Source organism: Streptomyces shinuiensis, from assembly GCF_043660855.1.
Classification (GTDB): Bacteria; Actinomycetota; Actinomycetes; order Streptomycetales; family Streptomycetaceae; genus Streptomyces.
Genome location: NZ_JBIHML010000001.1, coordinates 3,528,814 through 3,543,962, shown reverse-complemented (window position 1 = coordinate 3,543,962; position 15,149 = coordinate 3,528,814). Strand labels below are relative to the sequence as shown.

The following is a 15,149-nucleotide window of genomic DNA, read 5'->3' as shown; positions in this document are numbered from 1 at the left end:
CAACTGGTCGGGTGGCGTAGCGCTGTCGCCCCCAGGCTACGGGTTTCCGCCCGCCCGCTCACAGTTTTGCGGCCGGGGTGGGCATCCGCCTGGGTTCGGGACTCCGACTCCGGCGAGGTGGTCGCCCGGAACGGATTTGGCACACATGAGGCCGGGAACCCCTGCGAACACGTGAGAACCGCGGAGGGGAGTTTCCCGGTCCAGAGGCCCTGTGGGCGACGTTTCCGCAGCTCACCACCCCGTCCAGAGGAAACTCCTAAAGCGGGTGTCGCAGGTTCGAATCCTGCCGGGGGCACAGCACGAAGGGTCGGCCCAGGGGGGCCTCCCGGGCCGGCCCTTCGTCGTGTTCGAAGCCGGGTCCCATGCGTGCCACGCGGATGCCGCGTCTCCCTGACGGTGGTCTCTTCCCCGTCCTCGCGGATCACTCGGACTCTGCTTCGGAACCGGTGCTCTCGTAGGTGGCACGGACGGGCGGTCCGAGTCGGCCTGCGGCCGCGGCGATGGCCGGGCCCGCCTCCGAGGATGCTCGAGTGCCTTCGGTGCGACACACCCGTATCGCCACGGCCGGCGCGCTGCCGGGCTCGTCCGCCGAACCCGCCCCTGACGCCTTCCTCCGCCACCGGCCCGAGAAGGAAGCGTCGCCGTGCACACCCGGCACCGGTCGTCCGCTCCGGCGCCCCTCCCACGTCGGCCTCCGAACCCGCGAACAGTGCCTGGACTTCCTGGCCGCTGGTCACGGTGCTGTTCTCTGCCCTTGTCGCGGTACGCGCCGGATTCCTCAAGGTCCTCGAGGGCGCCCGGGCCTCCGGGGGTCCTGCTCTCGGCGGGTGCAGCGCTCGGAGGAACCGCGCTGCTCTGTCCGGCCGTGGGGCCGGTGGCCCAACAGCTGTGCCGGCGCAGCCGGCGAGCTCCTCGTGGATCTTGCCGCGCTCGCGTGTACCGGTGCCCGCTCCGCCGTGGGCGAGAAGCGTCCCGGGCACGTGGGCGATGCATGAGCGGGCAGCCCTCCACGGGTTCGGAACAAGCCATTGACAGCGGCTTCGGCTGACGGCACCCTCATGTGCACGCGGATGCCAAATCGATTGGGCAACCCGGAATCAACCATTTTGGCAGGGGTAATGGCGCGCCGGAGCAGGATCAAGGACGTGGCCGAGACGGCAGGTGTGTCCGTCACGACCGTGTCCCACATCCTCAACCGGGTCGAGGGCAAGCGGATCAGCCCGGAGACCCGGCAGCGCGTCCTCCGGATCGCCGAAGAGCTCGGATACGCGCCGAACGGCCTCGCCCGGGGACTGAGGCTGCAGCGGTCGCAGACCATCGGGTTCGTCAGCGACGAGATCGCCACGACCCCCCATGCGGGCCGGATGATCCTGGGTGCGCAGGAGGCCGCCGCGGCCGAGGGTCTGGTGCTGCTGGTGGTCAACACGAGCGGCGACGCCGGGCTGGAGCGCACGAGCATCGAGATGCTGCTCCAGCGGCAGGTGGACGGGGTGGTGTACGCGGCCATGTACCACCGCATCGTCGACCTGCCGGAGAGCCTGCGCTCGACGCCGACGGTGTTGCTGGACGCGGGCTCGAGCGATTCCTCCGTCCCCTTCGTGGTACCGGACGAGGTCCAGGGCGGTTACGCGGCGGTGCGCGAGCTGATCGACCACGGTCACCGCCGGATCGGTGTGACCGTGCAGACCGTCGGTCTTCCCGCTCGGCAGGGCCGTCTGGAGGGCTACCGCAAGGCGCTGGCCGAGGTCGGTGTCGCCTACGACCCCTCTCTGGTCGCCGCCGAAACGGCGGTGCCGTTCAACACGGTCGGCGGCGACGTGGACGCCGGCTACCGCGCCGCGCGACGCCTGCTGACGCCGGAACGACGCCCCACGGCGTTGTTCTGCTTCAACGACCGTATGGCGGCCGGTGCTTACCGGGCTGCCGCCGAGCTGGGACTGTCCGTTCCCGGCGACCTGTCGGTCATCGGGTTCGACAACCAGGAGCTGGTCTGCGAGTCGGTCCACCCACGGCTGAGCACGGTTCAGCTCCCGCATTACGAGATGGGGGCACGGGCTGTGGCCCAGTTGCTCGCACTCACCAGGACTCCGGGCCGGCCACCGGGCCCGGGCAACCAGGAACTGCTGCCTTGCCCGCTGGTGGCGCGGGCATCGGTCACTTCGCCGCCCCGACTCTGACCCCCAAAGCGGCGAAGCGTTTCGCACCGTGACAGGCGACCGTCGCAACCGGTCGTCGGTCCTGTCGGCATTCGGAACACAGTGAGGGTACACACATGTCCCCTGAGATCTTGGGCGAGCCGCCGAGGCGGCGTGCCCGTCTGACATGCGACAGCGCCGCGGAGCGCTGAGCCGCGCTTCCGGCCGGCCCGTCGTCGGCGCCTCACCGCCCTTCCCGCGTCCCGCCGTCGGCAGCGTGCCGGGCCCGGCTTCCGCCGCCGGGCCACGAGGGCCTGTGGCGGGTGCCGGTGGAAGCCGCCTTCCCCGGGATCCCCCGGGGGGTCCCGGCCGGCCCGTCAGATGACCGTCCGTCCTCGCATGCTCTGCTGCGCATACCGAAAGGCACGCGTGTGTCCACCGCGCCATGCGATCCGTACCGGCCCGTCGCGCATCTGCGACCACCACGGAACTGGATCAACGACCCCAACGGGCTGGTCTTCCATGACGGCCACTATCACGTCTTCTACCAGTACAACCCCTACGGCTCGACCCACGCGAACATGCACTGGGGCCACTTCCGCAGCCCCGACCTGGTGGACTGGGAGCCGCTGCCCATCGCCCTGTCCCCGGCCCCGGGCGGCGTGGACGCCGACGGCTGCTTCTCCGGCAACGCCGTCTCCGACGGCGACCGGCTGGTCGTCTTCTACTCGGCGAACCGCTGGGACCGCTCGCCCCGTCATCAGCCGGTCACCACTGCCACCTCCCGTGACGGCGGCCGGACCTTCAGCCCGCGGGAGGGCCTGGCCATCCCCGCATGGCCCGAGGACTGCACCATGTACCGCGACCCGTACGTGTGGCGGGACGGCGACAGGTGGCGGATGCTGGTCGGCGCCGCCCTCGCGGACGGACGTGGTGCGGCGCTGCTGTACGAGTCGCCGGACCTGGAGTCCTGGACCCACCTGGGCCCCTTCGACGCCCGTGATCGGGAGCCGGTCGGCGACACCGGCCTGCACACCGGTGAGGGCTGGGAGTGCCCCCAGTACCTGCCGCCGCAGTCCGGACGGCCCGGTGCCCTCGTCTTCAGCGCGTGGAACGACCACGACGGCGCACGCTGCGTCACAGCCCTCGTCGGCGAGGAACGCGGCGGTGTCTTCGAGGCCGGCCCGCCCGTCCTCGTCGACCACGGTCCGGACTGCTACGCCCCCGCCCTGCTGCGGGCGCCGGGCGGCAGGTGGCTGCTGTGGGGCTGGTCCGCGGAAGCCCGCGAGGAGTCCTGGGCGGTGTCGGAGGGATGGGCCGGTGTACTGACCCACCCCCGCGAGATCTCGGTCGGCGGCGACGGCACGCTGTGTCAGCGTCCCGCTGCCGAACTGCTCGCCCTTCGCGGCGAACACACCCTCCATGCCGAGGGTGTCGACCACGGCCACGGCCCGGAGCCCACGGAACTGGGCACCGTGGGCCGCGCCTTCGACCTGACGGCCCGTCTGGAGACGGCGGGAGCGGTGAGCCTGCGGCTGCTCACCACCGCGGACGGCTCCGAGTATCTCGACATCCGCCTCGACGCCGCCGCGGGCGTACTGGTCGTCGACCGCGACCACGCCTCGCTGGACGGCCGCGCGCACGGCGGCTCCTACCGGATGCCCTGCCCCACCGGGCAGCCGGTCGACCTGCGCGTGATCGTCGACCACTCCATCGCCGAAGTCTTCCTGACCTCCACCGGCCAGGCTCTCACCCTGCGCTTCTACCCCACGGGGGAGGGACCCTGGCGTCTTGAGGCCCGCACCGCTCCGGGCGCACGCCTGGGCCACACGGTCGACGCCTGGGAACTGCTGCCCCTCGTGATCGGGGAACCGGGCTCCGAACCCGGTCTGCCGGACGGGCAGGCCCCCACGGCGGAGTCGCCGCCCACCTCGCCGTGAGGCGCGTGCCGACCCCGGATCCCCGCACCACCCGCCCTCATCCGCACCGCACACCGGAGGAACCCACCATGAAACCCGGCACCACAAGATCCCGCCGAACGGCCTGCACGGCCCTGGCGCTCGTCCTGCCCCTGACCGCGCTGGCCGCCTGCGGCGGGGGCAGCGGCACCGGCACCTCCGCCGAGATGGGCAGCGGCACGGGCACCATCACCGTCTGGGCCCACCAGGGCGTCAAGGCCGAGGCCGACGCGCTGCAGGACGCGGTGGAGTCCTTCAACTCCTCGCAGGAGAAGGTCCAGGTCAAGCTGACCCTGATTCCGGACGCCGACTACACCAAGACCATCACCACCACCGACGCCTCCAGGCTGCCGGACGTGATGGAGTTCGACGGCCCGACCATGGCGAACTTCGTCTACAACAACAAGCTCGCCCCGATCGGTGACTACGTCTCGGCCGGGACGCTGGCGAACGCCACCGACGCCGTCAAGGCCCAGGGGGAGATCAACGGCAAGCAGTACGGGCTGGGCATGTACGACTCCGGGCTCGGCGTCTACGGCAACAAGAAGCTGCTGGAAGCCGCCGGGGTGGAGTACCCCGAGGGTCTGTCCGATGCCTGGACCGCGGCCGAATTCACCGACGCGGTGAAGAAGCTGGCCGCCGAGGACCCCGACGGCAAGAGCCTGGACCTGCAGGAGGCCAACGGGTACGCCTCCGAGTGGGGCACCTACGGCTTCGCGCCCATCGTCTGGTCGGCGGGCGGCTCACTGCTGGAGAACGGCAAGGCCGAAGGCGTACTGGACACGCCGGCCGTGGCCTCGGCGCTGAAGACCTTCCAGTCCTGGAAGAAGTACGTCGATCCCAACACCGACGGCAACGCGTTCACCAAGGGCCGCGCCGCACTGAGCTGGGTCGGCCACTGGATGTACCCCACCTACAGCGAGGCCCTCGGTGACGATCTCGTCGTCCTGCCCCTGCCCGACTTCGGCAGCGGCCCCAAGACCGGGCAGGGATCATGGGCTTGGGGCATCGGCGCCGGCACCAAGAACGGCAAGGCCGCCGGCGCCTTCCTCGACTCCCTGCTGAACGACACCAACGTCACCGCGATGACCACGGCCAACGGCGCCCCTCCCGGCACCCGGTCCGCCCTGGCCGCGAGCGAGCTGTACAAGCGGGGCGGCCCGCTCCAGCTCTTCGCCGACCAGCTCTCCAAGCCCTGCGGCGACAGCGCCGTCGACGAGTCCTGCGTCGCGGTGACCCGGCCGATCACCGCCGGGTACCCCACGGTCACCGCCGAGTTCAGCCAGGCGCTGAGTGACGTCTACGGCGGCACCGACCCGGAGACCGCCCTCGCCGAAGCCGCCCGCGCCATCGACCAGGACTTCTCGGACAACGACGGCTACGAGTCGCAGTAGCCGGCACCCAGCGGCCGGGAGGGGTGGACGCGCACCGACGCGCCCGCCCCTCCCGGCCGGGAAGAGGACCCCACCGTGACCACCGTGAACCCCGCACCCGCCGCACCGGACCGGCGGAAGCCGGACCCGTCACCAGCGTCCGCCGGGCCGGTACGGCCCCGGCGGCCCGACCGTGACCGGGTGCACGGACTGCTGATGTCCGCACCCGCCCTCGGCGGACTGATCGCTTTCGTCGGTGTGCCTTTCGTCTACGCCGTCGTCCTGTCCTTCTACAACGTGCGGCTCGGCTCCCCACTCCCGCCGCGCTTCTTCGGCCTGGAGCAGTACCGGCGCATCTTCACCGACCCCGACATGTCCGGCCCCTTCCTGCGGGCCCTGCTGAACAACCTGACCTTCGCCGCGGTCGTCGTCCCCCTCCAGACCGCCCTCGCCCTGGGCCTGGCGATCCTGCTCAACCGCAAGCTCAAGGCGATCGGCGTCTTCCGGTCGCTGTTCTTCCTCCCCGTCGTCTTCCCCATGGCCCTGGTCGCCGTCATCTGGCGGCTCATCCTCTCCCGCAGCGGCGACGGCCTGCTCAACTCCGCCCTGAACGCGGTCAGTTTCGGCAACTGGGGCGCCTTCGACTGGCTCGGCGACGGACTCACCGCCATGGCCTCGATCATCGTGCTGTCCATCTGGCAGGGCGTCGGCTTCCAGATGGTCATACTGCTCGCCGGCCTCCAGCAGATCCCCACCGAGCTCTACGAGGCCGCGCGGCTCGACAGGGCCTCCCGTTGGCAGCAGTTCCGCCACGTCACCATGCCGGGCATCCGCGGCACCCTCGTCTTCGTCGCCATGCTCACCTCCGTACTGTCCTTCCGCGTCTTCGACCAGGTCTACGTCCTCGTCAAGGGCGGCGGACTCGACGAGGACGCCACCCGCACCGTGATGTACCAGGCCGTCACCACCGCCTTCGACCAGAACAACATCGGTCAGGCATCCGCGATCACCGTCGTCTTCTTCCTGATCGTCGTCGCCCTGACCCTCATCCAGCGCCGTGTCGTGCGCCCCGGCAACGAGGACTGACCATGACCCGCACACCCCTGCGCCGCTTCCTCGACTATGCCGTCCTCAGCGTGCTCGCGTTCATCTTCGTCCTGCCGGCCCTCTACCTGGTCCTCGGCAGTCTCAAGCCCTCCGACCAGGTGCTCGACGGCCTGACCGGCTTCCTGCCCACCGACCTGTCGTTCGACAACTACAGCGCCGTCCTCAGCAGCTTCGACTCCGAGGCCACCGGCTACTTCTGGCGCTTCATGGGCGTCTCGGTGCTCCTGGCCGGCGTCGTGGTCCTGGGCGGCCTGATCGTCAACTCCATGGCCGCCTACGGCCTCACCCGGCTGAGATGGCGCGGTCAGGGCACTGTCTTCACCCTCGTCCTGCTGCTGATGCTGGTCCCGTTCGAAGCGGTCGCCGTCCCGCTGTTCTACATGCTCAACGACCAGCGCAACACCATCTACATCCAGGCCGTCCCGTTCATCGCCAACGCCTTCTCCCTCTACCAGTTCGCCACCTTCTTCCGCGCCATCCCGCCCAGCATCGAGGAAGCCGCCCGTATCGACGGCGCCGGCCCCTGGCGCACCTTCTTCGCGATCATCGTTCCGATGTCGAAGCCGGCGTTCGCCTCGGTCGCGATCCTGACCTTCCTCATCCAGTGGGGCTCCTTCCTGTGGCCCGTCCTGATGGTCTCCGATCCCTCGGTGCGCCCGTTGCCCCTGCAGATAAGCGTCTTCCAGGGTCAGATGCCCGTCGACTGGGGCCAGGTCCTCGCCTTCGGCGTGCTCCTCGTCCTGCCCGTCCTGGTCGTCTTCGCGTTCTTCCAGCGGTGGTTCGTCCAGGGGGTGGCCGCCTCCGCCGTCAAGGGCTGAGCAGCGGCCCGAGCCGCCGGACGGCGTCGGCCGTCCGCCGATCGCGGGAAACCGCTGCCCGGAGGGACACGGCCTCCACCGCCGCCCGTGCACGGAGCGGAACGGCCCGCGCCCGTCACCGCAGGGGCACCGGGCGTGTTCCGGGCACGGCGGAGGCGTCGCGGGGCCGCCCGGGCGGAATCAGGAGGTGATCACGCTCAGCCCTTCCGGCGCGGTCACCTCGACCGATCCGTCCGCCGCGACCGAGACGTCCAGTCGCTCTCCACCGGCCTGGAGCCCCGTCACCGTGAGCGGCGTGAACGACGAGGCGAAGGCGGGGGTCACGGTGACGGTGCCGCCGGGGACGTCCGCGTCGAGGCCGAGGGCGGCCCGGAGCACCAGGACGGAGGAGGCGGCCGCCCACGCCTGGGGGCGGCAGGACGCGGGGTAGGGGGCGGGGCCGGAGCCCGCCCGGCTGCCGTGGCCGGCGAAGAGTTCGGGCAGCCGTGCGTCGAAGGCGGCCGATGCCGTCAGCAGGCCGTCCGCCAGTGATGCGGCGGCGTCCGGGAAGCCGGCCCTGACCAGACCGTGCACGGCGACGGCGGTGTCGTGCGGCCAGATGGAGCCGGTGTGGTAGCCGTAGGGGTTGTATCCGACCGCCTCGCTGCTGAGGGTGCGCAGACCGTGGCCCGCGTCGAGGTCGGGCCCGGTCAGCCGGGCGGCCAGCAGCGCGCTCTCCTCCCCGTTGAGCAGACCCGTGCCGAGCAGGTGGCCGAAGCCGGAGGTGACGGCGTCCGCCGGGCGGCCGTCGCCGTCCAGCGCGACGGCCGGATAGGGGCCTCGTCCGTCCTCGGCCCAGAAGCGCTCGCGGAAGCGGAGGGCGAGGCGGTGGGCCCATTCCTCCCAGGTGTCCGCGCCCGGCCGGCCGAAGGCGCGGAGGAGAGCCGCTCCGGCGCGTGCGGCCTCATGGGCGTACGCCTGGACTTCGCACAGGGCGATCGGAGGATCGGCGAGGCGTCCGTCGCGGTAGCGGATGGAGTCCTCGGAGTCCTTCCATCCCTGGTTGGACAGACCGTGACCGGTGTGGTCGACGTACTTGAGGAAACCGTCGCCGCTCGCGTCCGCCTGTTCGCGCATCCACGCGAGCGCCGACTCGGCGTGCGGCAGCAGGCACTCGACCTCCTCGGGGGGCAGGCCCCAGCGCCAGGCGTCGTGAAGGAGGGTGATCCACAGGGGGGTGGCGTCGACCGTGCCGTAGTACACCGGCGGGAGGGAGAGCCGGTCCGCGATCCGAAGGGTGTCACGGCGCACTTCGTGCAGGATCTTGCCGGGCTGCTCTTCCGTGGCCGGGTCGGTGACGGCGCCCTGACGGCGGGCGAGGGTGCGCAGGGTGCCGGCGGCGAGGTCGGTGCCGAGCGGGAGGAGCATGCGGGCGGCCCACAGCGAGTCGCGGCCGAAGAGGGTCAGGAACCAGGGGGCGCCGGCGGCCAGGAACTGGTCCCGGCGGCCCTCCCGCGACGACTCCGGATCGGTCAGGCGCAGGCGGTCCAGGTCGGCGAGGGACTGCTCCAGCCACCGGTCGAGTCGGCGGTCCGCGCTGCGCGGGGCCGGAGTGCGCCAGGGGAGCCGGCCGGCGGGCGCGGCCGGGAACTGGTCGCCGTCCGCGTGGGCCGCGGTGCAGTCCAGTGTCGCGCTCCACGAGGTGCCGGGCCGGAGGTCGATGTCGTAGAGCAGCCGGCCCGCCGGCACCTGGAGGGTGTCCGGCGCGGGCTCGCAGGCCAGGCCGACCGTGAGGTCGCCGCCCGTCCAGGACAGGGCGGCACCGGGGTCCGCGGCCTGCGGCGTCACCGCCTGCGGGGTCTGTCCGGACTTCACCTGTTCCATGGTGGCAAGGTCCGTGCCGGCGGTCACCGTCAGCCGGAAGCGGACGTGTTCGCTGCCCGCGTTGGTGACCTCGATGACCTCCTCGAGCCGGCCGGGCGCCGTGCTGCGACGCCGGTGCACGGTGACCGCCGGGTCCGGCGTCGTCTCCCCGAGACCGCGCAGAACCGCCCGGAAGTCCGCCCGGTCCGCTCCCCGCAGTCCGCCCTGGACCGGCGCCAGGGCGATGCCCTCGGCCGCGACGGTCAGCCGGGACAGCGCTCTGCGGTCGCCGTGGTAGAAGCCGTCCCCTCCCCCGCTGAGCTGACCGTCCGCGCGGGAGATCACGAGGCTCGGCGCGTACAGCGTGAGGACCGCGTCGTGCAGGAACGGTTGCAGGCCCGCGGCCGCCCGCGGGGGGGCCGTGGCCGGACCGCCGGTGTCCTGGGTCTTGACAGTGCTGTCCAAGTGAGTGGAACCTCTCAGCGTTAGATCGTTCCAAAGACCCTAAGTCAATCCCGTGAAGGCCGACAACGCCTTTGGAACGCTAAAACAATCCCTCTGTCTCTTCCGCGAGTTGGAGACCCACATGCCCCGCTCCAGGAACGACTCCGCGGCCAAGGGCGGCCCGGCGACCCTCGCGATGGTCGCCCGCCGGGCCGGGGTCTCACCGCAGACGGTGTCGAACGCGATCAACTCGCCGGACATGCTGCGGCCGGAGACCCTGGAGCGGGTCCGCCGCGTGATCGACGAGATGAACTACCGCCCCAGCCGTGCCGCGCAGACACTGCGGACCCGGTCCAGCAAGCTGATCGGTTACGGCGTACTGCCCGTGCCGTCCAGCCATCCGGTCCTCGACCGGTTCCTGCACGCGCTGTCGAAGGCCGCCGACGAGGCCGGCTACCGCGTCCTGTTGTTCGCCTGCCCGCCCGGCGGCCCGAGCCTGGAGGGCTACGAGGAGATGCTCGGCCAGCACGGGGTGGACGGCTTCGTGCTCAGCGGCACCGAGCGGGGCGACCCGCGCCAGGCGTGGCTCGCCAAGCGGGGTGTGCCCTTCGTCGGCTTCGGCCGGATGTGGTCGGGGCGGCAGATCGGCGACTGGGTCGACGTCGACGGGGCATCGGGCACCGACGCCGCCGTCGAGCACCTGGTCGCCCTGGGTCACAGCAGGATCGCCTTCCTGGGCTGGGAGCGCGGCGCCTCCGGCACCGGTGACGACCGCGCCGCGGGCTGGCAGCGGGCCATGCGCCGGCACGGACTGCCGACCCGGGGACGGCGCGCGCAGAGCGTGAACGACATCGCGGCGGCCTGCACAGCCGTCAAGCCGCTCCTGGACGCGGGGGCGACCGCTGTGATCACGGCCAGCGACATGCTGGCGCTCGGCTGCTACCAGACGCTGCGCGAGCGCGGCGCCCGGCCCGGCCGGGACGTCGCCGTGGTCGGTTTCGACGACTCACCGGCCGCGGCGCTCCTCTCCCCCGCGCTGACCTCCGTCGACCAGCCGCTGGAGGACGTCGGCCGGGAGTGCGTACGCCTGCTGCTGGCCCGGATGTCCGCCCCCGACGCGCCGCCCGAGCGGCTCCTGCTGGAGCCGTCCCTGATCGTGCGTGACAGCACCGCCGCGGCCGCGTCCACCGCCGCCGGGTAGGCGCCGCCGAGCCGTCGGCCGGCACCGCCCGGACCCGGAACATCCGGCTCCCCCGCACCCCCCACCCGGCGCGCACGCCCGTGCCGTCCGGGTGAAGCCGTACGCACCACCCCGCCCCCTTCGGAGGAACCCATGGTCAACCGCACGGTCTTCGCGGCCCTCGCAACCTGCACGGCACTCCTCGCCGCCACCGGCTGTTCGTCGGATTTCGGCGACACCGGGGGCACACCGCAGGCCACCGGTGACGGACAGCACCTCACCGTGCTGATCGCCTCCTCGGGCGACGCCGAGACCAGAGCCGTCAAGGAAGCGGCGGACGCGTGGGCCGAGCGGTCCGGCAACACCGTGACCGTGGATGTCGCCAAGGACATCAACCAGCAGCTCGCCCAGTCCTTCGCCGGGCACAAGCCGCCGGACGCCTTCTACGTCAACTCCGACCAGTTCGCGAACTACGCCGGGGGCGGCTCCCTGTACGCCTACGGCGACCAGGTCGAGGACGCGGACGACTTCTCCCCCCGCCTGCGTGCCTCCTTCACCCACGACGGGAAGCTGGTGTGCCTGCCCAAGGACACCTCCACCCTCGCCCTGGCGATCAACACCGACCTGTGGGAGAAGGCCGGGCTGACCGCCGAGGACCATCCCACCACCTGGGCGCAGCTGGAGAAGGTCGCCGACGAGCTGACCGCCGGTGACGTCACCGGACTCGTCGTCAACGGCGAGTACCAGCGGATCGGCGTCTTCATGAAGGAGTCCGGCGGCTGGATAACCGACGCCGACCAGACGAGGATGACCGCCGACAGCAGGCAGAACGTCCGGGCGCTCGAGTACGTGCGCTCCCTGCTGAAGTCCGGCTCCATGAAGTACGCCGCCCAGGTCGACACCAACTGGGGCGGCGAGGCCTTCGGCAAGGGCAAGGCCGCCATGACCATCGAGGGCAACTGGCTCGCGGGCGCCATGAAGCTCGACTACCCGGACGTGAGGTACAAGGTGGTCCCGCTGCCCGCCGGCCCGGCCGGCAAGGGCACGCTCGCCTTCAGCCAGTGCTGGGGCGTCGCCGCCGAGAGTGCCCACCGGGCGGCGGCCGTGGACCTGGTGAAGTACCTCACCACCAGCGCACAGCAGCTGAAGAACGCCGAGGCCTTCGGCGTCATGCCCTCGCGCACCAGCGCCCTCGCCGAGTACGCCGGGCAGAACCCGTCCGCCCAGGCGTGGGCCGACGCCGGCGCCTACGCCCAGGGCCCGGTGACCGTCGCCGGCTTCGACAAGGTCCTCACCCAGTTCAACACCGACCTCGCGGCGCTGGCCACCGCCGACCCGGAGAAGATCCTCGCCGACCTGCAGCGCAACGGCGAGCAGGTCCTCGCGAAGGGCGACTGAGCCACCGTGCCTGTCCGTGACACCACCCGTACGGCGGCCGGTGGCGCCCCCCAGACGGCCGGCTCGCCGGGCGTACCAACCCCGCCCGGCGGGCCCGGCCCGGCCGCGGCGCCCCACGCACGCCCCTCCCCGCGTGCGGGGCGCCGCGGCGAGGGCGCCTGGGGCTGGCTGTTCGTCAGCCCCATGGTGCTCGTCCTCGGTCTGTTCCTGGTCCTGCCGATCCTGATGGCGCTGTGGGTGAGCCTGCTGCACTGGGACGGGCAGTCCAACCCCTTCAGCGGCCGGGCGGACTTCGTGGGGCTCGACAACTACCGGGCCCTGCTCACCCAGGACGGCCTCGACCGCGCCCTGTTCGCGACCTCGCTGCGGAACAACCTCTACTACGTGCTGCTGACCGTGCCGCTGCAGACCGTCCTCGCGCTGTCCCTGGCGCTCATCGTCAACCAGCGGCTGCTGCGCGGCCGCGGCGCCCTGCGCACCACGTTCTTCTTCCCCTCGGTCACCAGCTCCATCGCGGTCGCCACCGTCTTCCTCTTCCTGTTCCAGGGCAGCGGCGCCGTCAACACCGTGCTGTCCTGGATCGGGGTGAAGGGACCGAACTGGTTCAACGACCCCCGCGGGGTCCTCTCCCTGTTGCTCGACGGCCTCGGTGTGGTCGACACCGACCGCCCCCCGGGTGCCCTGGCCGACCGCTCCTTCATGGGGTTGTCCTGGTTCGAGTGGCTGTCCGGACCGTCCGTGGCGATGTGCACGATCATCCTGCTCGCCGTGTGGACGACCTCCGGCACCTTCATGCTGATCTTCCTCGCGGCCCTTCAGGACATCCCGCGCGAGCTGGAGGAGTCGGCCGCCATCGAGGGCGCGGGCCGTTTCGGGATACTGCGCCACGTGACGCTGCCGTCCCTGCGGCCCGTGCTCTTCCTCGTCCTCACCCTCGGCCTGATCGGCACCTGGCAGGTCTTCGACCAGGTGTACGTCATGAGCCAGGGCGCCCCCGGCAACACGACCCTGACCCCTGCCTACCTGTCCTACTCGTCCGCTTTCGGCGACGCCGACTTCGGACAGGGGGCGGCCATCGCCTTCATCCTGCTCGCCCTGATCCTGGCCATGACCGCCCTGCAGCGCCTCGTCCTGCGCGAGCGGGCCCCCCGTACCCGGAGGAACCGATGAACTCGAAGGCCGCGGCCGCCCGGGCGTCGGGTCCTCCGGTGCTCGGCCGCTTCCCCGCAGCACTGCGGATCCTCGGATACACGCTGGTCGCGGCACTCGGACTGCTGTACCTCATGCCGTTCGTCATCCAGCTGGTGACCGGGTTCAAAACGGACCCGGACGCCGCCGCCCACCCCCTCGGGCTGGTTCCCGTAACCCCTACGACCGCCGCCTACCAGCGTCTGTTCGGACTCGGCCAGGCAGGTGACGGAGTGCCGTTCCTGCGCTGGCTGGGCAACTCGGCGGTCGTCGCGGTCGTCGTCACCGCCGGGCGGGTGCTGTTCGACTCGATGGCCGGGTACGCCCTGGCCCGGCTGCGCTTCCGCGGACGCGCCCTGCTGTTCGGCTTCGTCGTCGCCGTCCTCGCGGTGCCCAACGTGGCCCTGCTGATACCGAGATTCCTGGTGCTCAACACCTTCGGTCTCTTCGACACCTACACCGGGATGATCCTGCCGCTCATGGTGGACGCGGCGGGCATCTTCATCATGAAGCAGTTCTTCGAGTCCATCCCGCGGGAGGTGGAGGAGGCCGCCCGTGTCGACGGCGCCGGGGTCTTCCGCACCTTCTGGTCGGTGGTCCTGCCGATGGCCCGGCCCGCCCTGATCACACTGACCATCCTGTCGTTCCAGGGCTCGTGGAACGAGTTCACCCACTTCCTCGTGGCCACCCAGTCCAGCCAGTACGAGACCCTGACCACCGGTCTCGCACGGCTGGTCTCCGGCGGCCTGGGCGGCGGCACCCAGTACCCGCTCAAGCTGGCGGCGGCGCTGCTGGCGACCCTGCCGGTGGCGGCGCTGTTCTTCTGCTTCCAGCGCTACTTCGTCCACGGCGCCAACGCGGGAGCGGTCAAGGAGTAGCGCCTGACGGGTCCGGGCTCCGCCCGCCGGCGGCGACGGCGTCGCGCCCCTGGCCGACGGCGACGCCGACCGGGGCGGCGGGCACGGGCCCGGCCGCCCCGCTCATCGGGGGCGGGCCCGGGGCGGACACCCCCTCCCGGGAAGGGGCGGGACGGGGCGTCCGCCGGGGTTCAGCTGTTGACCGTGTCCCGGACCTGGCCGTAGACCGTGGAGTCGCTCAGCAGCCCGGAGTGCGACAGGCAGGCGGTCCTGTTGTTGACCGCACCCGACAGGGCGACGCTGCTGTCGGGGTTGATGACGGTGTCGCAGGGCGACCACCAGGTGGCGTAGCGCGCCGAACCGGGTGTTTCGTCACCGGAGTTGAGGGAGTTCAGGTAGCTCGACCCGATGCGCATCTCGTAGCAGGAGGTCTGGAAGCACCAGTAGGCCGTGTCGGTGCCGTGGTTGGGGCCGCCGAGGGAGACCCAGGCGTCGATCTTCGCCGCGCCACCGAGGTTCTTGGCGTAGTAGCGCGAGGAGAGACCGCCCATGGAGTGGGTGATCACGTCGACCTGGCTCGCCCCGGTGGCGGCGAGCAGCCGGTCGACCTCGGTGGCGAGTTGCTGGGCGGTGGTGGCGTTGGACTGGCCGGTGTTGTACGTCCACTGCTTCAGGTGGCTGGTGGGCCAGCCGTCGGCGCGGAAGCGGTCGGCCATGGTGTTCCACGTGGAGCCGCTGCTGTTCCAGCCGTGGACGAACAGGATCGGGTTGCTGCCGGGGCCGTAGGCGGAGGGAGACGCTGCGGCCGCCGCGGCCGGGGCCTGGAGGGTGAGCGCGAGCATGGATGCC

Annotated in this window: 11 protein-coding genes; 9 read left to right on the top strand and 2 right to left on the bottom strand. The window is 71.5% G+C overall.

The genetic code is table 11. From position 1 onward, the window contains the following. Nucleotides 1-1,145: 1,145 nt before the first annotated feature. The 5 genes from ACGRHY_RS16210 to ACGRHY_RS16190 all read left to right on the top strand — a co-directional run bounded on the left by ACGRHY_RS16210 (nt 1,146) and on the right by ACGRHY_RS16190 (nt 7,391). On the top strand, nt 1,146-2,177 hold the full coding sequence (locus ACGRHY_RS16210) for a LacI family DNA-binding transcriptional regulator (RefSeq protein WP_394636047.1): 1,032 nt from the start codon (nt 1,146-1,148) through the stop codon (nt 2,175-2,177). A gap of 389 nt (nt 2,178-2,566) precedes the next feature. After that, the gene (locus tag ACGRHY_RS16205) at nt 2,567-4,075 is read left to right on the top strand and encodes a glycoside hydrolase family 32 protein (protein ID WP_394636046.1); all 1,509 of its coding nucleotides are present in this window, start codon (nt 2,567-2,569) and stop codon (nt 4,073-4,075) included. A gap of 68 nt (nt 4,076-4,143) precedes the next feature. Further along, nucleotides 4,144-5,487: an ABC transporter substrate-binding protein gene (locus ACGRHY_RS16200; RefSeq protein WP_394636045.1), complete on the top strand. Its 1,344-nt coding sequence runs from the start codon at nt 4,144-4,146 to the stop codon at nt 5,485-5,487. A 75-nt stretch (nt 5,488-5,562) separates the two neighbouring features. After that, nucleotides 5,563-6,552, top strand: coding sequence for a carbohydrate ABC transporter permease (locus tag ACGRHY_RS16195; protein WP_394636044.1), 990 nt, complete (start codon nt 5,563-5,565; stop codon nt 6,550-6,552). A gap of 2 nt (nt 6,553-6,554) precedes the next feature. After that, nucleotides 6,555-7,391 (top strand): carbohydrate ABC transporter permease, encoded by an 837-nt coding sequence (locus ACGRHY_RS16190; protein WP_394636043.1) that lies wholly within the window; start codon nt 6,555-6,557, stop codon nt 7,389-7,391. 180 nt (nt 7,392-7,571) lie between these two features. Here the strand turns inward: ACGRHY_RS16190 and ACGRHY_RS16185 are convergent, their stop codons facing one another. Further along, nucleotides 7,572-9,698: an amylo-alpha-1,6-glucosidase gene (locus ACGRHY_RS16185; protein ID WP_394636042.1), complete on the bottom strand. Its 2,127-nt coding sequence runs from the start codon at nt 9,696-9,698 to the stop codon at nt 7,572-7,574. A 121-nt stretch (nt 9,699-9,819) separates the two neighbouring features. On the opposite strand from ACGRHY_RS16185, the gene ACGRHY_RS16180 reads away from it, so the two are divergent. From ACGRHY_RS16180 to ACGRHY_RS16165, 4 genes are all read left to right on the top strand, one after another. After that, nucleotides 9,820-10,878, top strand: a complete 1,059-nt coding sequence (locus ACGRHY_RS16180) for a LacI family DNA-binding transcriptional regulator (RefSeq protein ID WP_394636041.1) — start codon at nt 9,820-9,822, stop codon at nt 10,876-10,878. Nucleotides 10,879-11,010: 132 nt separating this feature from the next. After that, nucleotides 11,011-12,255 carry a sugar ABC transporter substrate-binding protein gene (locus ACGRHY_RS16175; RefSeq protein WP_394636040.1) on the top strand — a complete coding sequence of 415 codons (1,245 nt, stop codon included), beginning with the start codon at nt 11,011-11,013 and terminating at the stop codon, nt 12,253-12,255. Between the two features lie 6 nt (nt 12,256-12,261). Continuing rightward, the gene (locus ACGRHY_RS16170; RefSeq protein ID WP_394636039.1) at nt 12,262-13,425 is read left to right on the top strand and encodes a carbohydrate ABC transporter permease; all 1,164 of its coding nucleotides are present in this window, start codon (nt 12,262-12,264) and stop codon (nt 13,423-13,425) included. Then, nucleotides 13,422-14,321, top strand: coding sequence for a carbohydrate ABC transporter permease (locus tag ACGRHY_RS16165; RefSeq protein WP_394636038.1), 900 nt, complete (start codon nt 13,422-13,424; stop codon nt 14,319-14,321). Before ACGRHY_RS16170 ends, ACGRHY_RS16165 begins: the two co-directional genes overlap by 4 nt. Before the next feature lie 170 nt (nt 14,322-14,491). Here ACGRHY_RS16165 and ACGRHY_RS16160 read toward each other — a convergent pair whose 3' ends face one another. Then, nucleotides 14,492-15,142 carry an esterase/lipase family protein gene (locus ACGRHY_RS16160; RefSeq protein WP_394638079.1) on the bottom strand — a complete coding sequence of 217 codons (651 nt, stop codon included), beginning with the start codon at nt 15,140-15,142 and terminating at the stop codon, nt 14,492-14,494. Nucleotides 15,143-15,149 lie beyond the last annotated feature (7 nt).